Raw genomic sequence first — 18,647 nt, forward strand, 5'->3', positions numbered from 1 at the left:
CTTTTTCATTGATTTTTAATGATAACTTATAAAGGTGCGCACAGCGCACCCTACCTAAAAACCGCAAACTTAACCGTTTTAAAGTATATTCAAGCCGGAGTGTCTCAGAGTTATGGCTTAGCGACTTTGACTAGCCAGCCTGCTGCATCATAGCAACCTAATATAGCTGTTACTCTAGCGTTAATTCTGACAAATTGACCATTAAATTCTGCTGGTAATTTAGCGGTGATTTTATGAAAGCTACTGTTACTCTCTACTTTAAAAGCGAGTTGATTTTTCTTGGCCGATAAATTTAGAGTTTCCAGGTTCGAGTAGGGGGAAATTTTAAAAGAAAATTCTGATTCTGCTGCAGCTTCAGCAGGGTTTTCCGCACTATAAATAGGCAGCGTAAAATCAGAAAAGCGGGGTTTTTTGCAAGTTTCTTTTTCTTTTTCTTCTTCGTAAGCGTTAGCTGTTCCATGCGCTATGACGAGTAAGCAAGCGGCGAGTAATCGAAGTATTATTGTTATTTTCATTAGAAGTCTCCTCAGTTAGTAGTCGGTGCTGTCTCAACATAACACCAGATACACACTTTAAAAATTTTTTTTTTCAATAACACAATCTATTTCCAAGTATTACGCTAGGAAAGTGGTGTTACCAGCTTTGATACCATAACCACCATTGCCCGAAAATATGTTTATAAGAATCTTCGCCTTGTTTAGGTGGAGGACTGCTTGGGGAGTTGGCAAAGCCAAGTAGGGTGCATTCCATGCACCAAAAAACTCTCATGGCTCACCCATGCCAACAATTTGGCTCGCACGTTCCGGCTTGAATGTACCTGCGTTCCAAAATGCTGGCTAACACGATAATTGATACATTTTTTGGTGCATGGAATGCACCCTACGGCACCAACCAAGCCAAGTAGGGTGCATTCCATGCACCAAAAAACTCTCATGGTTCACCCATGCCAACAATTTGGCTCGCACCTTCCCACGTGAATATACCTGCGTCCTCAAATGCTGGTTAACACGATGATTTATACATTTTTTTGGTGCATGGAATGCACCCTACGGCATGTATAATAAAACCACTCGCTAACCCTCACCTGCTTAAAACTCTTATGAACGCTAAATCGCTCTTAAAGCTTACTGTTATTAACATGGCTGGCAGCGCTGCTCAGTTGTACGAATGGCATTGCCGATAAACTTTATAGCCCTGAATCCGCGCGCAACCTAGTCGTAGAAACCTCCACGCCAACCAGTCACGCGCGTAAACTGGCGTTAATCATCGGCAATGACGACTACCCTGAATCACCGTTAAAAAACCCAGTCAATGACGCCACGGATATGGCCTCAACACTAGGCCAGTTAGGCTTTGAGGTGATAAAGGAAGTCAATCTCGATAAACAACACATGGACGATGCGGTACGCAAGTTCGGCGACCGCTTAAGCAGCACCGATGTCGCGTTGTTTTACTTCGCCGGTCACGGTATGCAGTTAGAAGGCAATAATTATTTAATCCCGGTCGATTCCGGAATTGCACGTGAAGATGAAGTACCTTACCGCGCGTTTTGATGTCGGGCAATTATTAAAGAAAATGGAAACGGCGACTAACAACAGCACGTCCGCGCATCAACACTTTAACATCGTGATTTTAGACGCCTGCCGTAACAATCCGTTTGCGCGCAGCTTTCGCGGCGGCAGCACACAAAGCGGCTTCTCATTCGGTGACAGCACACCGAAAGGCACACTCATCGCCTATGCAGCAAAATCCGGTACTCGCTCCATGGACGGCGAACGGCGCAACGGCTTATTTACCGAAAAGCTACTACAACATATACATACGCCGGGGCTAAAAATCACCGACTTAATGATGACAGTACGGCAAGAAGTGGTGCAAGCCACCGACGCTAAACAAATCCCGGTCGAAGAAAATTTATTGCTTAGGCCATTTTGTTTTACCGTCTGTAGCGGGCGCGAACCGCCACCACCCGCCGCGCCAACAGACAGCGTCAATCTCGAAGTCGTGTATTGGAATAGCATAAAAGACAGCGATAACCCCGCCGATTTTCAAGCGTATCTCAGCCAATACCCCAACGGCACGTTTACCCGCTTAGCGCGCAATCGCTTAGCGCCTAAACCACCCAACACGAATGACTGCCGCGACTGCCCGGAGATGGTCACTATTCCCGGTGGTGAATTTATGATGGGCGACGACAACAGTGAATATAGCGATCAAAGACCACGCCATAGCGTGACCGTAGCAGGCTTTCGCATCGGTAAATACGAAGTGACGCAAGCACAATGGCAAGCGGTAATGGGCGACAATCCCTCTCAGGTTGTCGATTGCGATCAACGCTGCCCGGTACAACAAGTCAATTATGACGACATACAGCGTTTTATCAGTCAATTAAACCAGCGTTCTAGTCAACGTTACCGCCTACCCACCGAGGCCGAATGGGAATATGCCTGCCATGCCGGTGGCTCTGAACAGTATTGCGGCTCGGATAACGTAGATAGCGTCGCCTGGTATGTCAATAATTCATTTACCACGCACCCGGTTGGGCAAAAACCGGTTGGGCAAAAACAAGCCAATGCCTGGGGCTTATATGACATGAGTGGTAATGTCTTTGAATGGACGTGCAGCGCTTATACCAAGCAAGGCTATATTGGCCAAGAAAAAACCTGCAATTATGATGCCTATACCAGCTTTGTCGTCCGTGGCGGCTCTGGGAACGCCGACCCGCAGTCTGCACGCTCGGCTTACCGGCTTGAGGTTGATGCGACTCAACGCGCTGGCATTTTGGGTTTTCGCCTTGCCCAGGATAATTAACTCTAGTCTTTATACTTTTATCTTTTCCCTTTTTCTCGTTCCTCTATGCTACCGTATGGAAATGAGCCAAGTAGGGTGCATTCCATGCACCAAAAATTCTCATGGTTCACCCATGTCAACAATTTGGCTCGCACGTTCCGGCGTGAATGTACCTGCGTTCCCAAATGCTGGTTAACACGATGATTGATACATTTTTTGGTGCATGGAATGCACCCTACGACATCGATGGTTTATGCGTTTTTTGGTGCTTGGTTCATCTATGTCAACAATTTTGCTCGCTTGCACGTTCCCGTCTGAATGTACCTGCGTTCCCAAATGTTGGCTAACACAATGATTGACACATTTTTTGGTGCATGGAATGCACCCTACGACATCGATGGTTTATGCGTTTTTTGGTGTATGGGGAATGCAACCCTACGGCGCTTATGGCTCACCCACGTCAACCATTTGCTCTTCACTGCAAATCCCCGTCCAATCATGTCCATAAACACCATTTTTCACGTACCGATGAAACGTTGAATAGGGCCAATCTAACACCTGCTTCACTAAACCATGTTTAACCGGATTATAATGAATATAATCAACATGTTTTTCAAAATCCTGGTCATCGCGGATTTGATGCTCCCAAAAGCGGCGTTGCCAAAGAGTAGATTCCTTTCTTTTCACTTTCGACGGCTTCATCCAATCATCGCGTTTCAATTCGGGATTGCATTGTTTGGTGACGTACCGTTTGATGATAGCCCAACGGATACCGAAATCGGCATCATCGGGTGGTAATGTCCAAATGCAGTGCAAGTGGTCAGGTAGCAGCACCCACGCATCTATGCTGAATGGATGTTCTTTTCTGGCAAGATTAATGCCCGCGCGCAAAGCCGATCTTACCCGCTCATCGCATAAAAAGCATTGCCGTCGGTAAGTCACCACCGTGAAAAAATAGGTTCCACCTTCAGTGTTAGCTCGCCTGTAGTTAGACATGGTTGCATCAGATTTGATTGGCTTAGAATAGCTTTTCGTATGATTTTAGCACTGTTGGGTGCATGGAATGCACCCTACTTGAGAACGCCTACTTATCTTCAAAGTAGGGTGCATTCCATGCACCAAAGGAAAAACACACCGCACCAGACGCCATTATCGATGGAGTCAATAATTTGTTAGAATGCCAGCCGCACCCGAACAAGAACACCTTAAACCACGTATTAAGCGTGACAAAGGCACTCCCCGACATTCATGTGAGACTATGATGAAAACGACTTTATTTAAGACTTTAAGCCATAGCAGCTTAATCTTGCTGGGTTTGATGATGTTTAGCCAGCTCGGTGTTGCGGGTAATAAAGCGCTGATTATGGGGATAGGCCATTATGCGAATGCGTCAAGTAATTTAACCGGGATTGATTTAGACCGCAGTCACGCTCGCTTTATTGCAAAAATGTTGGGTGTTAGCGAAGCTGACATGACTGAATATAGCGACACACAGCTTACTTTAACCGGTATGCGCCAGGCATTTGATAAGCTGATTCGCTCGGTTCAAGCTGATGATGCGGTATTGGTTTATTATTCAGGTCATGGCAGCCGCCGTAAAATGGGTTCAAGCTGCTCTGAATCGTTAGTCACTTACGATGGTCAAGCGTTTAGCGATCAGGAATTAGAGAAAAAATTACAGCACATCAGCCAAAAAGCTCGCAAGCTGATTGTGTTTTTAGATTCCTGCTTTTCCGGCGGTGCAACGTATGTCAAATCAAGAACCTATGATTTATCTCAAAGCGCTTGGCAGCCTAAATATTTACCCGGCGATAACTGTTCACGCCCTAGCAACATTACGCGAGACTATCACGTGTTAGCCACAAAATGGGGCGATACTGTTAACAACTATACCTATATCGCCGCAGCGCGCGATGATGAGGCGTCCTTTGCTGGTATTAACGGCAGTGTCGCTACGCTAGCTTGGCGGGCTTGCTTAGAAAATGGCGCAGAGGACAGCGATGCTAGCGGCGGCATCACCGCAGAGGAAATCCAACAGTGCGCGCAAGATAAAATCAATCGCACCATAGGCAATAGCGATACTGACCGCCCTCACCATGTTACCTTAGCCGGTAATACGCATACGGTATTAGAGCTGACTAAGAATTTAATCGCTGAAGCCGCACCGGTAACGGCACCGGATGCTAAAGCGACGTTACAAGATATTTTTAATAGCCGCGATGCGCGCCGTCAGGTAAAGCTGACTTCACCCGGACAAACGCTGCGCATTAATCAAGATTGGCTAGCGTTTACTGTGCAATCAGCGCATAACGGCTATGTTTATGTACTCATGGTAGGCTCGGACAATAAAACCTTTGCCGTGTTATTTCCTAATGCTGAAGACCCGGATAATCGTATTAGCGCGGGTTCAGCCTTAGCTTTACCACGCAGCCATTGGCGTATCCGCGCCGCCGGGCCTGAAGGTTCTGATCGCTTATTGGTATTAGTTACGGAAACGCCACGCGATTTTGCCTCGTTAGCCACCAGCACGGAATTATTTCCAAGCATTAGCAGCACCGCCGATAACACGCGCGCACTGCAAGCGCTGGCTGGTACTATCAAAGGCGACTGCCACGGCAGTGATTGCCGTTATGGTGCGGCACTGCTGGATATTGAGGAAAAGCATTAAGCCTGTCAGGCATCACAGCCCACAGTTAGGCACTAACTAGTCGATTATCGGAGCGCAAGGCTTGCCTTGCACGGGTTTAAATACCGTACAAAGCAAGTTTTGTATTCCAGAATATACTCTGAACGGGTCACATTCGGTATCTTGTGTTGTTGTGCGCTATGCGCACCTTTTTCATTGATTTTTATGATGTTATATAATGTGCGCACAGCGCACCTATCTAAAAACCGAATGTGACTGTTTGAAGTATAGCTTACGTGGGCAGTGGCGTAGGCTGGGGAACGATGGAAATGAGAGTAGGCTTATTTATTAATGCTATCTTGCCAGGTTAGCGTGGCTGATGATGGTAGATTTAAAAAAATATTATCAATTAACCGCGCTTTACCTAATTTTAGCCGCAGCTAAGATGACAAAATCGGTAGTCGCTATTGTTGCAGGGGTTAACGAATCACGCTCGCAAATCGCAAAATAATCTGGAATAAATCCAGCTTGCTGCAAGTGTGTTAACTGTTCTTGCGCTATTGCGTCAAAATCGAATCGTCCGGATAAAATTTCGTGGCGAGCCGATTGTAAGCTTGCATACAGCATTGCTGCTTTGACTTTTTCTTCGGTGCTTAAATATTGGTTTCTGGAGCTTAATGCCAAGCCATTAGGCTCTCTGACGGTATCGACGCCTAATAATTGCACCGGTAGGTTTAAATCTCTTACTAATGCCGTGATTACGGCAAATTGCTGATAGTCTTTCAGGCCAAAAACCGCTATATCGGGTTGCACAATATTAAACAGTTTACAAACAATCAGGGCAACTCCATCAAAATGACCTGGACGGGTAATGCCACAATGCATAGCGGCTAATCGAGGTACGGATACCCGCGTTTCAGCCTTGGGGTTATACATGTCATCAACACTAGGGAGAAAAACACCATCGACAGCCAGTGTTGTTAATAACGCTACATCATCGTTTTCGGTTCTGGGGTAGGTTGTGTAATCCTCATTGACGCCAAACTGCGTTGGATTGACGAAGATGCTGACTATGACTTTATCGGCGTGGTCGCGTGCTGTTTTTACCAGGGCTAAATGACCGGCATGTAAATTACCCATAGTAGGGACTAACGCAATACGCGCTCCGGTCTTACGCCAGGTTTTTATGCAATCACGCAGAGTTGCAATTGAATGGAAGGTTTGCATTTAATAACTGTGTTCTAGTGTTGGAAACAAGCCTTGTTTAACGGCGTCATGGTAAGCCTAATCGCTGCTTGAATACTCGCTGCATCTTGCATAAAGTTTTTAGAGAATTTGGCGCGTTTGCCCGCGCTAATATTTAACATGTCTTGTAATACTAAGACTTGGCCATCACAGTTTATACCAGCGCCTATGCCTATGGTTGGAATCGTTAATTGTTGAGTAATTTTAGCGGCTAACGATGCAGGCATACATTCTAAAATCAGTAACTGCGCGCCGGCTTGTTGCACGGCGAGTGCGTCATTAACTAATTGTTCTGCCTGTAGGTTTTGTTTGCCTTGTACGCGATAACGACCTATTTGGTGAATATGTTGCGGCAATAAACCTAAATGAGCGCAGACCGGAATGCCTTGTGCCACTAAGAACTTAATAATCTCAGGTTTGCCGCCTTCTAATTTCACCATGTGCGCACCGCCTTGCTGCATCAGTTTTGCGGCGTTTAGTGCCGCCATTTCCAGGGTGGCGTAGGTCATAAAAGGTAAATCAGCAATGATAAAAGCGCGTTGCCTGACGCGACTAACGCATTGGCTATGGTATATCATGTCGTTCAGCGTAACAGGCACTGTTGTTAAATGGCCTTGCATAGTAATGCCTAAGGTGTCCCCGACTAACATGATGTCGATACCCGATGAATCGATAATGGCGCTAAAACTAGCGTCATAAGCGGTTAAACAGCTAATTTTTTCACCGCGCTGTTTCATTGCTTGTAAGTCGTTAATCGTAACAGGAGAGGTTAACGTGTTGGTTTCAGTGTTCATGAATTAAGCCGTGTTAAACCTGCCAGTGGGCAGTGGTTAATTAAGTCAGCGATATTGCCTTTGCCAGGTATCGTTAATTCAGGTGCTATCTCTAAAAGCGGGTAGAGAACAAAGGCACGTTCGACAATACCGTTATGAGGGACGGTTAAGCTGGGTGAGTCAATGATAAAATCCCCGTACATTAAAATATCTAAATCTAAGGTTCTAGCACCCCAGCGCTGGCCATTGCGTGTTCTGCCCTGCGCTTGTTCTATGTGTTGCAAGCAGTGCAGTAAATCCGTCGGTGATAACGTAGTTGCAATAGCCATGACCGCATTCACATAGTCAGGTTGGTCTTGAGGTCCCATGGGTTGGCTATGATAAAGACTCGAAAAGGCTAATTCTTTAATACCATTAAACGTCGCAAGCGCATGTCTAGCAGATTTAATCTGTGAGACAGGTGAGGCTAAATTGCTGCCTAAACCTAAATAAGCTGTTACGGTTGTTGGATTTAACTGACTCATGATGCTTTAGTGTTAAACAATAGTGAGAGAGAACAGTGAGGCTTAGGCAAACGCTAAGCACAACACGCCTCAAGCTATGGGGTTAGTTTTGGGGTAATTATTCATGCCCCCCTCTGATATTTTTGGCTTCGATGACAATAAAGCAATAGCTTACGAACATAACGCCAAAAAATGGGGAGGGGGCTGAATAATTACGTTTTGATTGGGTTTTCGTGCGCTTACATTTCAGTATGAGCAGTCGGTTTAGTCGCTTTTTTACGGTAGCTTTTTTACGACTTGACTTACTAGACGAGCTTTTACGCGACGGTTGGGTCATTTTACGTTGTAAGTGTTCATCAGCTTGCTGAAAAGATTGCCACCAAGCGGCTAGTTCGGGTTCAGCTCCGCCTGTTTCAGCACGTAATAATAAAAAATCGTAGCCGGCACGAAAACGAGGATGGGCTAATAAGCGGCTTGGTTTTGAACCGATACGGTTGGTAAATTTAGGTTGTAAACTCCAAACTTCACGCATAGCCAAGGTGATGTGTTTTGGCAACGCCGTTTTCTTAACTTGTCGGTTAATGATTTCATTGGCCGCATCTTGATAAGCGACATATTCAGGTTGGCCTTGCTGCATATAGTCATCAGCCAACATTCTAACCGGCTCCCAAAGCAAGGCTGCAAATAAAAAATAGGCCGTAACGGTTTTGCCTTCGGCAATTCTATTGTCTGAGTTTTCTAACGCTTTAATCAGTAATTGTCTGGGAAAGCCATTTTCTTCATCGGCTAAGCTTTTTTCAGTATCGGGAAACAGCACTTGAAATAAGCCATAATGTCTTAACATTTCAAATGCTTGTACTGCGTAACCATATAAAAACAGCTTTAAGACTTCATCGTATAAGCGAGCTGCTGGAATGCTGGCTAATAATGGTGCGGCACCGTATATGGCTTGTGCGCAGGTCGGTTCAATATTAAACGCTAATTTTACCGCAAAACGTACGGCTCTGAGCATACGAACCGGGTCTTCGCGGAAGCGCGTATTCGGTTCACCAATAAGCCTTAAGGTAGCCGATTGATGGTCGGTCATGCCGTTAACATAATCGACGACAGAAAAGTCTTTAATACTGTAATACAACGCGTTAACAGTAAAATCTCGCCGCCATACGTCTTCTTCTATCGTGCCGTAAACATTATCGCGTAATAAACGACCCTCTTTGGTTAACATTTGCTTGTCAGTTTGTTGCTCGGCTGCGCCTCGAAAAGTGGCGACCTCAATGACTTCTTTACCAAAATGCACATGCGCTAAGCGAAACCGCCGACCGATAATTCGACAATTTCGGAACACCTTACGCACTTGTTCTGGCTCAGCATTGGTGACTACATCGAAGTCTTTGGGTTCGCGTCCTAACAATAAATCACGCACACACCCCCCTACTAAATACGCGTCATAACCTTCTTTATGTAACCGGTATAAAACCTTAAGTGCGTTTTCGCTAATTTGCGAACGCGAAATCGTGTGTTCTGAGCGCGCATAGACTCTAACAGTACTGATAGTTTCAGTGGTTGTTTCAGCATTTATTAACTGCAAATGTTTGTGCGCAAAATTCATCGCAGTGGTTAAGCCTACAAGAAGTTTTTTAAGTATATCAATCATAAAGTTTGTTTAAAGCTAGCCGTGGAGGCAAGTTTCTTTTCTTTTACATTCCCCTTTTGAATATAGTAGAATCGTAATACTGATTTTTAGCAAGTGGCATTCACATAACCATAGCATTTAACCATAAAAGATCAGCCAACTATTATTTTTTATGCACGTTTTTCGTGTGTCTATAGCGAGATTGTTTATGTTCAAAAAGATTCTTAGCGGCTTTATTGACCACCCTTTTTTAACCAGTATTTTTGTAGCTGATTTTTTCATCTTACTCTTTCATCGTCCACCGTTCTTATTTTCCTTAGCTATGTTAGGCGGTTTAATGGCGATGTGTCTTTATTTTGGTCAAAAATGGGCTTTATTTAAAGTCAGCGACTCACAAAACGAGCAATCGACTACGCATACCAGTGCATGATTTTGTGGCAAGACCTGGCTTTATCCGCTGCTTGGCGGCTGTTATCTACGATCTTTTTCTAGTCGTTGCGCTTTGGTTTGTTGCCACCGCATTGATTCTGCCTTTTAATGCCGGCCAAGCCTTTAACAGCCGACAACTCTTTTATCCCGTATACTTATTAATCGTTAGCTTTCTTTTCCATGGATGGTTTTGGACGCATGGTGGTCAAACCTTAGGCCAGAAAGCTTGGAAAATCAAAGTGTTGACTTTTGATTATAAACCGATTAACTGGTTACAAGCATTGCTTAGATTTAGTGCCGCTATTGTGTCATGGAGTGTATTCGGATTAGGCTTTTTATGGATGCTTGTCGATAAAGACAAACAAACCTGGCACGATTATTTGTCAAAAACCAAACTGTTTGTTACAGAGTAAGTTCGCCGCAGAAAATAAGGCTAGGCCTTGGAAAAATAACAATAAACGAGGTAACAACTATGAGCTGGTTAAATAAAATTTTCTCACAAGAACAAGAAACTTCAGCACCGGTAAAGAAAAATACTACGTCGGCACCTACAAGCACATCGACGGCGGATTCGGTTTCAGAGCCTTTAGCAACGTCTTCAACAAAACAGCCGGTATCGGTGTTAAAGAAACTAGCACCGATTCGTGATTTTGATGATGATACCATTCAACAACTGAGTCATACCACCTTAACGTTTGCACCTGAGTCGGTTATTTTTCGTTTAGGCCAAAAAAATCAATATGTATTTTACCTTTTAAAAGGTAGCGTAGAGTTACAGCCTGATTGCGATAATAGCTATACAATTTCTGACGACTCCTCATTAGCGAATTTACCGTTAAACAGCGGCAAGATTTGTGGTGCAACCGCTGTTGCCAAAACTGAAGTTGAATTGTTATCCATAGATGCGGGGTTAATCCAAATCTGGGCAGAAAAAAAGTCGAGAAAAAGACCAAGATGATGAATTGCATAGCTTGAAATTACCCGAACAAGTGACGAGTAGTGCATTTTTTGAAAAAATTTGCTCAAGCATTCCGTGAAAACACCCTGAATTTACCTTCATTACCGAATGTCGCCCTTAAGCTTAAAGAGGCGATTAGCAAGGACGTGGGTATTGATGAAGCGGTAAAAATTATTCAAATTGATGCGGCGATAGTTGCTAAACTGATTCAAGTAGCGAATAGCTCGTTATACGCACCGGTTTCACCGTTGACCAACTGCCATGACGCAGTGACTCGCATGGGTTTATATGCCACGCGTAACTTAGTCATGGGCATTAGTTTAAAGCAATTATTCAACTGCAAAGATGCAAGTTTGATAAAAAAAAATGCAAGGCCTTTGGAAGCAAAGCCTTTATGTATCGTGCATTAGTTTTGTGTTAGCTGAAGAAAGTGGCGTTGTAAAACCAGAAGATGCTTTGCTTGCAGGATTAATTGCCGATATTGGTGCGATTCCAGTGCTACACTTTGCTGGTCAACACGCCGCAGATTTAAAAGATATGGAAGACTTAGAGTTTTTATTGCCTTTTTTAAGTCCCGCCAGTGGTACATTAGTGTTACGCACGTTAGGTTTTTCGGAAGACTTAGCGCTGATTCCTAAACAAACTAGCGATTGGTTTTTTGAAAGCAGTAACGATAAATTAACGTTAGCAGATGTGGTTATTCTTGCTAAATTGCATAGTTACATAGGCACACCGAAAGCGAAAACCTTGCCTTACATCAACACCATTCCTGCCTATACAAAACTGAAAAACGGCAAATTAAACCCTGATTTTTCGTTAGATTTATTGCATAAAGCCCATCAACGCATTCATTCGGCTATGAGTATTTTTTCCTGATTATGAACAATCCGCTATTAACCCAAACAGACCTACCGTTATTCAGCCAAATTCAACCTGAACATGTTGTTCCTGCAATTAAGGAATTGTTAACTAACGCGAGAGCGGTTGTTCAACAGCAATTAGACAATGACTCAGACTATCATTGGGATAACCTTGTCGCGCCTATAGAAGCGGCGGAAGATGCACTTAATAAAGCCTGGTCGCCAGTTAGTCATTTAAATTCTGTGATGAACAGTGACGCCTTAAGAGAGGCTTACAACGCCTGTTTACCGTTGCTAAGTGAATATGCGACAGAAATGGGACAAAATCAGGCGTTATTTAACGCGTATCAAATGATTGCTGAGCGTTCGGATTATGCGCAATTAGATACCGCACAACAAAAAATCATCCAAAATGCGTTGCGCGACTTCAGGCTATCCGGGGTTGATTTGCCTGAAGACAAAAAACAACGTTACAAAGAGATTAGTTTGGAATTATCCAATCTAGCCAGTAAATACGAAGAGAATGTGTTAGATGCGACGAACGCATGGACTAAACACATTAATAATGAGCAAGCACTCACCGGATTGCCAGCAACAGCACTTGCCCAAGCTAAACAAGCCGCCGAACAACAAGGTTTAGACGGCTGGTTGTTAACCTTACAGTTTCCGTCTTATTTAGCGGTAATGACCTATGCTGATGATAGACAACTGCGTTATGAGCTGTACCAAGCCTTTGCGACGCGCGCATCTGATCAAGGTCCTCATGCCGGGCAATGGGATAATAGCGAGCTTATGGAAAAGACCTTGCAATTACGTCATGAAAAAGCGCGCTTACTAGGCTATGACAACTATGCTGAATTATCCTTAGCGGCGAAAATGGCAGAAAAGCCACAAGACGTGCTGGAGTTTCTTGAAGATTTAGCCGATAAATCATGGCGGCAAGCACGGCGTGATTTAGCCGAATTACAAGATTTTGCGTCAACCTATTATGGTGTTAAAGACTTACAAGCTTGGGATGTTAGTTATTATTCGGAAAAAATGCGCCAACATGAATATCAGTTGTCGCAAGAAGAGGTAAAAGCGTATTTTCCTATCACACGCGTATTGCCGGGTTTATTTGAGGTGGTACAACGTTTATACGGCTTAACGATTACTGAAATTAGTGATTTTGATAGTTGGCATCCTGATGTGCGTTTATTCCAAATCCATGACCGCGCTCAGCAACTACGCGGCATGTTTTATATCGATTTATACGCCAGAGCCAAAAAAACGCGGCGGTGCTTGGATGGATGATTGCGTAGGGCGCCGAAAAATCGGTGAGCGCGTACAAACGCCTGTGGCGTATTTAACTTGTAACTTTACTCCGCCTACCGGCAACGAGCCAGCGTTATTAACTCATGATGAAGTCACGACGTTATTCCATGAGTTCGGTCATGGTTTACATCACATGCTGACTCAAATCGACTATTTAGGCGTATCAGGCATTAATGGCGTGGAATGGGATGCGGTAGAACTGCCTAGTCAATTTATGGAGAACTGGTGCTGGGAACAAGAGGCGTTAGCACTAATGTCAGGCCATTACCAAACGGGCGAACCGCTACCTGAAGCGCTGCTACAAAAAATGCTTGCGGCGAAAAATTTTCAAGCCAGCATGTTTATGGTTAGACAACTGGAATTTAGCTTATTCGATTTTAAGATTCATTTGGACTATGACCCGAATAAAGGCGGCAGAATTTATCAAATTTTGGAGCAAGTTAGAAAACAAGTCGCCGTGGTACAGCCACCCAAATTCAATCGTTTCGCCCATAGCTTTTCACATATTTTTGCCGGTGGTTATGCGGCGGGCTATTACAGCTATAAATGGGCAGAAGTCTTATCGAGTGATGCGTTTTCATTGTTTGAAGAAAAAGGCATTTTTGACCCGGAAACCGGCCATGCTTTTTTAACCAACATCTTAGAAAAAGGCGGTAGCGAACAAGCAATGGAGTTATTTATTAACTTCCGTGGCCGCAAACCTACCATAGACGCGTTACTGCGCCATAATGGCATTACAGCATGATTTATAAGGACTTACGCGATTTTATAGCTCAGTTAGAACAACAAGACGAATTAAAACGGGTTAGCCAAACGGTTAACCCTTATTTAGAAGTCACGGAAATCTGCGATAGGGTATTAAAGCAACAAGGCCCAGCGCTGTTATTTGAATACCCTACAGGCTCTAATATTCCGTTACTGGCTAATTTGTTTGGCACGCCGCGCCGCGTCGCAATGGGCATGGGTGCTGAATCGGTTAGCGAATTACGCGGTATTGGTGAATTACTGGCTTATCTAAAAGAACCGGATCCCCCTAAAGGCGTTAAAGACGCGTTTGAAAAACTACCCGTTTTAAAACAAGTCCTCAATATGGCGCCTAAGCTGGTCAAATATCCCGCTTGCCAAGAAATTATCCGGCAAGGGAGTGAAATTGATTTAGCCGATTTTCCTATTCAAACCTGTTGGCCTGATGATGCCGGCCCATTAATCACGTGGCCGCTAGTCATTACCAAAGGTCCGCATAAAGAACGGCAAAATTTAGGTATTTACCGGCAACAAGTCATTGCGAAAAATAAAGTCATTATGCGTTGGCTAGCACATAGAGGTGGCGCATTAGATTTTAAAGAATGGCAACAAGCCCATCCTGGAAAACCTTTTCCGGTAGCCGTTGCATTAGGTGCCGACCCGGCGACGATACTCGCAGCCGTTACACCCGTGCCCGACAGCTTGTCAGAATATGGTTTTGCCGGATTATTACGTGGTGCAAAAACCGAAGTCGCGCAATGTGTCAGCAACGATTTACAGGTTCCGGCCAGTGCCGAAATCGTCTTAGAAGGCTTTATTTATCCTGGTGAAACCGCGCCAGAAGGCCCATTTGGTGACCATACTGGCTATTACAACGAAGTCGATGAATTCCCCGTGTTTACGATAGAGCGCATTACCCAGCGCCAAGCGCCGATTTATCACAGCACATTTACCGGACGACCACCGGACGAGCCTGCCATCTTAGGTGTCGCACTGAATGAAGTGTTTGTGCCTATTTTACAAAAACAATTTCCTGAAATTATCGACTTTTATCTACCGCCAGAAGGCTGTTCATATCGTATGGCCGTTATTAGCATGAAAAAGCAATACGCCGGTCATGCTAAACGCGTGATGTTAGGCACCTGGTCTTATCTGCGCCAATTCATGTACACCAAATTTGTTATAGTCGTCGATGATGATGTCGATGTGCGTAACTGGCAAGACGTCGTCTGGGCGATTACCACACGCATGGACCCCGCTCGCGATTTAACTATTTTAGAAAATACGCCTATTGACTATTTAGATTTTGCCTCACCGGTTTCTGGTTTAGGCTCAAAAGTCGGTTTCGACGCGACTAATAAATGGCCGGGCGAAACGAATCGAGAATGGGGTAGGCCGATTGTTATGGATAAAGATGTGATAAGCAAAGTCGATGCGATGTGGGATAGTTTGTTTTAAGGTACGAGTGGGATAACAATGCGGTTACCAACTTAAAGCGGGACAGGTTTAATTGATAGTCAGTAGAGCTAAACCGTCATTCCGGCATGGATTGCCGGAATCCAGGCGCCATGGATGGCAAAACGCCAAGCCCATCCGTTTGTTCTTGATCTCGGCAATCTATGCCGGGTTGACTTAACCCTTACTAGTCTGTCCCGTTTTAAGTTGGTAGCCAACAATGCCAACGCGCGCGGATGGTCAAAATGCGTCGCTACAAGTAAAATCATTTTATACAACAAATAAACGTCCCATGGATTATTTAAGTCGCCCACTATGACCTAGTGGGTAACAAAGGGCGACCGAATTCCATGCGGGTCTATTGTCATCGTATCGCTAAAATGAGGTCATCGTTATGAGCTTGACAGTCGAACAAATTTCCGAAGAAGCCCTAGCGTTACCCAGCGAAGCTAGAGCATTGCTTGCCGACCGCCTGGTAGAAAGCCTTGATCCGGCAGAAGACGGTTATATTCAACAACTATGGTCAGCCGAGGTGAGGCGGCGGCGTGATGATGCTAGATATGGGCGTGTACAAACTATCCCTGGTGATGAAGCGTTGAAGCGTGTGAGGCGGGTCTTTGCTCAATGAGATATGAGCGACGCCCTTGCAGAGTATGAAGAGGCCGCCCGATATTACGCGGTGTGTCAGGAAGGGTTGCCGTTTCGCTTTATTGACGCGGTTGAACGTGCTGTCCAGCAAATTATCGAAGCCCCAGAACGCTGGCGTATTTTGCAAGAAGATATACGGCGATGCCTGGTTCGCGTATTTCCTTATGCCGTGCTTTATACGATTGAAAAAGACTATGTACTCATTATTGCTGTCATGCACTGCCATCGTGAGCCGGGCTATTGGCATTGCAGAGTTTCTAATAAGTCTTAGCATGTTGATTAAGTTGCCTGGTTGACTCTAAACGCTAGGTGCCAGTGCATCTTCATTGGCTCCAATTTCAAAGCGACCGATTGGAAAGTGATATGAACATTTTCGGGTTAACCGCATTTCTCGGTATTATTGGAGGCGCGTTAGTTGCTTTCAATTTTGTTATTCACTTTGGTTTTTGGTTGGCTGCTCTCGCTGCAATTGCCGGTGCGATTTGTGGCCATTTCATTGGCCCTATTTTTGGTTTATTGTTCCTCTTGCCGTTTGAGGTAGGAGCTAGGCTTTGGAGTTATTTCAACGTGGCAAGCCGGATTCGCTGGTAATGAGTAGTAATATCACTCGCGAACGCTGAGGTTGCTTAGCGAGCACCATATTTTGTCTAACCAAGGCAGCTCAATGCCCAATACCTCACGATATAAAAATAACAACGCCGACAACGCTTGATTTTGCGTCGCCGACGACACATGACGGTTAACCGCCAAGTCCGTTAAAAAACTGTTCAATCTCTGTCGCGCCCAACTCGCTAGGATGCCGCTTACCGTGAAATAAAATAAAGCGCTTAATCCATTGCAGATAAACTTCTTCGGTACGAATGCTGTAATGCTTCACACGAAGCCTGTCACGCACCTGATCAAGCAGTTTAGGAGAGGGATTTATTGGTGTATAACTCATACTAACAAAAAAGGTTGCTAACAACTAGAATGTATAATAATATCGTTAAAAAACAATAATCACTAATCGGAAAACACACCGATTGGTGTGTAAACCATGGCACCGAGAAAGGTGTCTACTTAATAGTTGGGCACAACATGAATCTCTAATTTTCCATTTGTAAGGAAAGCGTTTTGTGAATGATTTTTCAAAACTTGAAGACAAAAAGTATCTTTTGGTTGGAAGGTATGTTGTTGAGTTCGAACATTTAGTTAATAGCATGCGTGCCTTCTCAAGGGCGGTTATTCTGATCTCTTCCGATGGAAACCCCAATATTGACGTTGCCAACTCAGTAGTAGTTGATTTGGGTGCCTATCAAATGGCTTGTATGGCTGAAAGATTGTTTTTCAGTTTCTTTAAAAGCGTTAAATTTTCGAGGGAAACTAAAAAAGCAATAACAAATTTATTTAACCAGATAAAAAGCGTTATTGAAAAAAGAAACCTATATGTTCATGGTTTGTGGTTAATTGATAAGCATTACGCGCAAAGTGCAGATGAAAACAACATTACGTACATGAAAGATAAGAAAAAACGTGATGGCGTAGAAATAATTTCAGAAGAAATCAACTTAGGTAACTTTAATATAATGATTGATGAGTGCAAATATCTCGCAAATCAGATAACAGTTATTTCGAAGATTATTTGCGAGAGAATACCAATTCATAAGAAGGCTGAATCAATTGAAGAACAGTATGTAGGTCAGCTTTAGCAAAGCATTATTGTGGTCACCCTCCCCAAGTTAGCCAGGTAGGGTACGCTGTGCGTACCTTTTTTCTGGTAATGTGGAGATGTTATGTGTGTCACTGTGACCTTTTGATTTGTGGGATATTTCGGGTGTGTTGTATACCCTATGCGGCGGTTTGGTACTGTTTTTTTGTATTTGTTGATGGATAACCGCATATTTGTCCATCTTTGGGTTGCTCGGCAAAATGGTACGCACAGCGTACCCTCAATTGGGTGATTCTTGCTTATGTCTGATTATCGGCGGGCTTATGTTCCGGGTGGTTCGTTTTTCTTCACGGTGGTAACCGAACGCCGTGCCCCGATTTTTCGCACCGAAACCGCCCGCACATTTTTTGGGTATGGCATTCCGAGATTGCCGCCGAAACTGGCCCTTTCGTTTGGATGCCTTGGTTTTGCTGGATGAACATTGTCACGCAATATGGACATTACCCGAAGGTGATACGCGCTATTCGGCGCGGTGGGGTTTTATCAAAAAGGAGTTTACCAAAGCATGGTTGGCGTCGGAAGGACACGAACAATCGCGAACCCAATCACGCTTAAATCAACGGCGGCGCGGCGTTTGGCAACGGCGATTTTGGGAACATGCTATACGCGATGAAAACGACTATGCCCGGCATTTCGATTATGTGCATTACAATCCGGTGAAACACGGGTATGTCGAACGGGCAAGAGATTGGCCTTATTCAACCTACCATCGTTATGTAAAGCAAGGCGTTTTACGATGCCGATTGGGGTGGTGGAGGTTTTGACGCATCGATGTTTGATGATTTAGATAATACCGCGATGGAGTAGGGTACGCTGCGCGTACCTTATGTAACGTGGTAAGGGGATTCGCCGATAGGCAATCCACCATTTCGGGGTGCACCGATGACGGTTTGCTATCGCGAAACCGTCCTACGCGCTGGGAGCAGAGACCACTTATTACGTTTCCCACTTTGGGGCTTTG

At 44.5% G+C, this 18,647-nt stretch carries 22 protein-coding genes and 1 pseudogene; 15 read left to right on the plus strand and 8 right to left on the minus strand.

The annotated features are described in order from the left end of the window. Positions 1–110 precede the first annotated feature (110 nt). Positions 111–515, minus strand: coding sequence for a hypothetical protein (locus VZ94_RS11675; protein ID WP_045779364.1), 405 nt, complete (start codon positions 513–515; stop codon positions 111–113). A 738-nt stretch (positions 516–1,253) separates the two neighbouring features. On the opposite strand from VZ94_RS11675, the gene VZ94_RS30715 reads away from it, so the two are divergent. Together VZ94_RS30715 and VZ94_RS30720 are read left to right on the plus strand one after the other, a co-directional pair. Continuing rightward, positions 1,254–1,553, plus strand: a complete 300-nt coding sequence (locus VZ94_RS30715; protein WP_275575221.1) for a caspase family protein — start codon at positions 1,254–1,256, stop codon at positions 1,551–1,553. Continuing rightward, the gene (locus VZ94_RS30720; protein ID WP_052700470.1) at positions 1,528–2,811 is read left to right on the plus strand and encodes an SUMF1/EgtB/PvdO family nonheme iron enzyme; all 1,284 of its coding nucleotides are present in this window, start codon (positions 1,528–1,530) and stop codon (positions 2,809–2,811) included. The genes VZ94_RS30715 and VZ94_RS30720 overlap by 26 nt, the downstream gene beginning before the upstream one ends. A gap of 423 nt (positions 2,812–3,234) precedes the next feature. Here VZ94_RS30720 and VZ94_RS11690 read toward each other — a convergent pair whose 3' ends face one another. After that, positions 3,235–3,786, minus strand: a complete 552-nt coding sequence (locus tag VZ94_RS11690; protein ID WP_192828633.1) for an REP-associated tyrosine transposase — start codon at positions 3,784–3,786, stop codon at positions 3,235–3,237. 262 nt (positions 3,787–4,048) lie between these two features. Here VZ94_RS11690 and VZ94_RS11695 point away from each other — a divergent pair, with 262 nt between their 5' ends. Next, entirely contained in the window at positions 4,049–5,458 is a 1,410-nt protein-coding gene (locus VZ94_RS11695) for a caspase family protein (protein WP_192828634.1), read from the plus strand. Between the two features lie 378 nt (positions 5,459–5,836). Here the strand turns inward: VZ94_RS11695 and panC are convergent, their stop codons facing one another. The 4 genes from panC to pcnB form a co-directional block, all read right to left on the minus strand. Beyond that, positions 5,837–6,643, minus strand: a complete 807-nt coding sequence (gene panC / locus VZ94_RS11700) for a pantoate--beta-alanine ligase (protein WP_338040372.1) — start codon at positions 6,641–6,643, stop codon at positions 5,837–5,839. A gap of 14 nt (positions 6,644–6,657) precedes the next feature. Continuing rightward, the gene (gene panB / locus VZ94_RS11705; RefSeq protein ID WP_338040373.1) at positions 6,658–7,455 is read right to left on the minus strand and encodes a 3-methyl-2-oxobutanoate hydroxymethyltransferase; all 798 of its coding nucleotides are present in this window, start codon (positions 7,453–7,455) and stop codon (positions 6,658–6,660) included. Further along, the gene (gene folK / locus VZ94_RS11710) at positions 7,452–7,958 is read right to left on the minus strand and encodes a 2-amino-4-hydroxy-6-hydroxymethyldihydropteridine diphosphokinase (protein ID WP_045779366.1); all 507 of its coding nucleotides are present in this window, start codon (positions 7,956–7,958) and stop codon (positions 7,452–7,454) included. The genes panB and folK overlap by 4 nt, the downstream gene beginning before the upstream one ends. Before the next feature lie 97 nt (positions 7,959–8,055). After that, a complete protein-coding gene (pcnB, locus tag VZ94_RS11715) occupies positions 8,056–9,591 on the minus strand; it encodes a polynucleotide adenylyltransferase PcnB (RefSeq protein WP_082081588.1) in 1,536 nt (511 codons plus the stop codon). Positions 9,592–9,778: 187 nt separating this feature from the next. On the opposite strand from pcnB, the gene VZ94_RS11720 reads away from it, so the two are divergent. The 10 genes and pseudogenes from VZ94_RS11720 (at position 9,779) to VZ94_RS11755 (ending at position 16,569) form a co-directional block, all read left to right on the plus strand. Continuing rightward, the gene (locus VZ94_RS11720) at positions 9,779–10,000 is read left to right on the plus strand and encodes a hypothetical protein (RefSeq protein WP_045779367.1); all 222 of its coding nucleotides are present in this window, start codon (positions 9,779–9,781) and stop codon (positions 9,998–10,000) included. Then, a complete protein-coding gene (locus VZ94_RS11725) occupies positions 9,993–10,412 on the plus strand; it encodes an RDD family protein (RefSeq protein ID WP_239649875.1) in 420 nt (139 codons plus the stop codon). Before VZ94_RS11720 ends, VZ94_RS11725 begins: the two co-directional genes overlap by 8 nt. 59 nt (positions 10,413–10,471) lie before the next feature. Then, the gene (locus tag VZ94_RS28915) at positions 10,472–10,957 is read left to right on the plus strand and encodes a cyclic nucleotide-binding domain-containing protein (protein ID WP_239649876.1); all 486 of its coding nucleotides are present in this window, start codon (positions 10,472–10,474) and stop codon (positions 10,955–10,957) included. A gap of 50 nt (positions 10,958–11,007) precedes the next feature. Further along, on the plus strand, positions 11,008–11,367 hold the full coding sequence (locus tag VZ94_RS30725; RefSeq protein ID WP_275575217.1) for an HDOD domain-containing protein: 360 nt from the start codon (positions 11,008–11,010) through the stop codon (positions 11,365–11,367). After that, positions 11,324–11,833 carry an HDOD domain-containing protein gene (locus VZ94_RS28920; RefSeq protein ID WP_275575218.1) on the plus strand — a complete coding sequence of 170 codons (510 nt, stop codon included), beginning with the start codon at positions 11,324–11,326 and terminating at the stop codon, positions 11,831–11,833. The genes VZ94_RS30725 and VZ94_RS28920 overlap by 44 nt, the downstream gene beginning before the upstream one ends. A gap of 2 nt (positions 11,834–11,835) precedes the next feature. After that, positions 11,836–13,876: pseudogene (gene prlC, locus VZ94_RS11735) on the plus strand (oligopeptidase A). Next, complete coding sequence (ubiD, locus tag VZ94_RS11740; protein ID WP_045779368.1) at positions 13,873–15,333, plus strand: 4-hydroxy-3-polyprenylbenzoate decarboxylase; 1,461 nt, start codon at positions 13,873–13,875, stop codon at positions 15,331–15,333. Before prlC ends, ubiD begins: the two are co-directional and overlap by 4 nt. 391 nt (positions 15,334–15,724) lie before the next feature. Next, complete coding sequence (locus tag VZ94_RS11745; RefSeq protein WP_045779369.1) at positions 15,725–15,958, plus strand: addiction module protein; 234 nt, start codon at positions 15,725–15,727, stop codon at positions 15,956–15,958. 3 nt (positions 15,959–15,961) lie between these two features. After that, positions 15,962–16,249 carry a type II toxin-antitoxin system RelE/ParE family toxin gene (locus tag VZ94_RS11750; RefSeq protein WP_045779370.1) on the plus strand — a complete coding sequence of 96 codons (288 nt, stop codon included), beginning with the start codon at positions 15,962–15,964 and terminating at the stop codon, positions 16,247–16,249. Positions 16,250–16,329: 80 nt separating this feature from the next. Then, entirely contained in the window at positions 16,330–16,569 is a 240-nt protein-coding gene (locus tag VZ94_RS11755) for a hypothetical protein (RefSeq protein WP_045779371.1), read from the plus strand. Positions 16,570–16,581: 12 nt separating this feature from the next. On the opposite strand, the gene VZ94_RS28925 is transcribed toward VZ94_RS11755, so the two are convergent. Together VZ94_RS28925 and VZ94_RS28930 are read right to left on the minus strand one after the other, a co-directional pair. Further along, complete coding sequence (locus VZ94_RS28925) at positions 16,582–16,728, minus strand: phage integrase N-terminal SAM-like domain-containing protein (protein ID WP_239649877.1); 147 nt, start codon at positions 16,726–16,728, stop codon at positions 16,582–16,584. Next, positions 16,718–16,918: a phage integrase N-terminal SAM-like domain-containing protein gene (locus tag VZ94_RS28930; protein ID WP_239649878.1), complete on the minus strand. Its 201-nt coding sequence runs from the start codon at positions 16,916–16,918 to the stop codon at positions 16,718–16,720. Before VZ94_RS28930 ends, VZ94_RS28925 begins: the two co-directional genes overlap by 11 nt. A 175-nt stretch (positions 16,919–17,093) precedes the next feature. Between VZ94_RS28930 and VZ94_RS11765 the strand changes: the two genes are divergently transcribed. Beyond that, on the plus strand, positions 17,094–17,666 hold the full coding sequence (locus VZ94_RS11765) for a hypothetical protein (RefSeq protein WP_045779372.1): 573 nt from the start codon (positions 17,094–17,096) through the stop codon (positions 17,664–17,666). A 373-nt stretch (positions 17,667–18,039) separates the two neighbouring features. Beyond that, positions 18,040–18,450: an REP-associated tyrosine transposase gene (locus tag VZ94_RS30730; RefSeq protein ID WP_439097733.1), complete on the plus strand. Its 411-nt coding sequence runs from the start codon at positions 18,040–18,042 to the stop codon at positions 18,448–18,450. Positions 18,451–18,647: the final 197 nt, after the last annotated feature.

This window comes from Methylocucumis oryzae (assembly GCF_000963695.1).
GTDB classification, from domain to species: domain Bacteria; phylum Pseudomonadota; class Gammaproteobacteria; order Methylococcales; family Methylomonadaceae; genus Methylovulum; species Methylovulum oryzae.

What these genes read in the sequence shown, in the direction of transcription:
- VZ94_RS28920 (WP_275575218.1), top strand. Translation starts at nt 11,324, where the DNA reads ATGCAAGGCCTTTGGAAGCAAAGCCTTTATGTATCGTGCATTAGTTTT.
- ubiD (WP_045779368.1), top strand. Translation starts at nt 13,873, where the DNA reads ATGATTTATAAGGACTTACGCGATTTTATAGCTCAGTTAGAACAACAA.
- VZ94_RS11720 (WP_045779367.1), top strand. Translation starts at nt 9,779, where the DNA reads ATGTTCAAAAAGATTCTTAGCGGCTTTATTGACCACCCTTTTTTAACC.
- VZ94_RS11675 (WP_045779364.1), bottom strand. Translation starts at nt 515, where the DNA reads ATGAAAATAACAATAATACTTCGATTACTCGCCGCTTGCTTACTCGTC.
- pcnB (WP_082081588.1), bottom strand. Translation starts at nt 9,591, where the DNA reads ATGATTGATATACTTAAAAAACTTCTTGTAGGCTTAACCACTGCGATG.
- panC (WP_338040372.1), bottom strand. Translation starts at nt 6,643, where the DNA reads ATGCAAACCTTCCATTCAATTGCAACTCTGCGTGATTGCATAAAAACC.
- folK (WP_045779366.1), bottom strand. Translation starts at nt 7,958, where the DNA reads ATGAGTCAGTTAAATCCAACAACCGTAACAGCTTATTTAGGTTTAGGC.
- VZ94_RS11745 (WP_045779369.1), top strand. Translation starts at nt 15,725, where the DNA reads ATGAGCTTGACAGTCGAACAAATTTCCGAAGAAGCCCTAGCGTTACCC.
- VZ94_RS11695 (WP_192828634.1), top strand. Translation starts at nt 4,049, where the DNA reads ATGATGAAAACGACTTTATTTAAGACTTTAAGCCATAGCAGCTTAATC.
- VZ94_RS11690 (WP_192828633.1), bottom strand. Translation starts at nt 3,786, where the DNA reads ATGTCTAACTACAGGCGAGCTAACACTGAAGGTGGAACCTATTTTTTC.
- VZ94_RS30720 (WP_052700470.1), top strand. Translation starts at nt 1,528, where the DNA reads ATGAAGTACCTTACCGCGCGTTTTGATGTCGGGCAATTATTAAAGAAA.
- VZ94_RS30730 (WP_439097733.1), top strand. Translation starts at nt 18,040, where the DNA reads ATGGCATTCCGAGATTGCCGCCGAAACTGGCCCTTTCGTTTGGATGCC.
- panB (WP_338040373.1), bottom strand. Translation starts at nt 7,455, where the DNA reads ATGAACACTGAAACCAACACGTTAACCTCTCCTGTTACGATTAACGAC.
- VZ94_RS28930 (WP_239649878.1), bottom strand. Translation starts at nt 16,918, where the DNA reads ATGAGTTATACACCAATAAATCCCTCTCCTAAACTGCTTGATCAGGTG.
- VZ94_RS11750 (WP_045779370.1), top strand. Translation starts at nt 15,962, where the DNA reads ATGAGCGACGCCCTTGCAGAGTATGAAGAGGCCGCCCGATATTACGCG.
- VZ94_RS28915 (WP_239649876.1), top strand. Translation starts at nt 10,472, where the DNA reads ATGAGCTGGTTAAATAAAATTTTCTCACAAGAACAAGAAACTTCAGCA.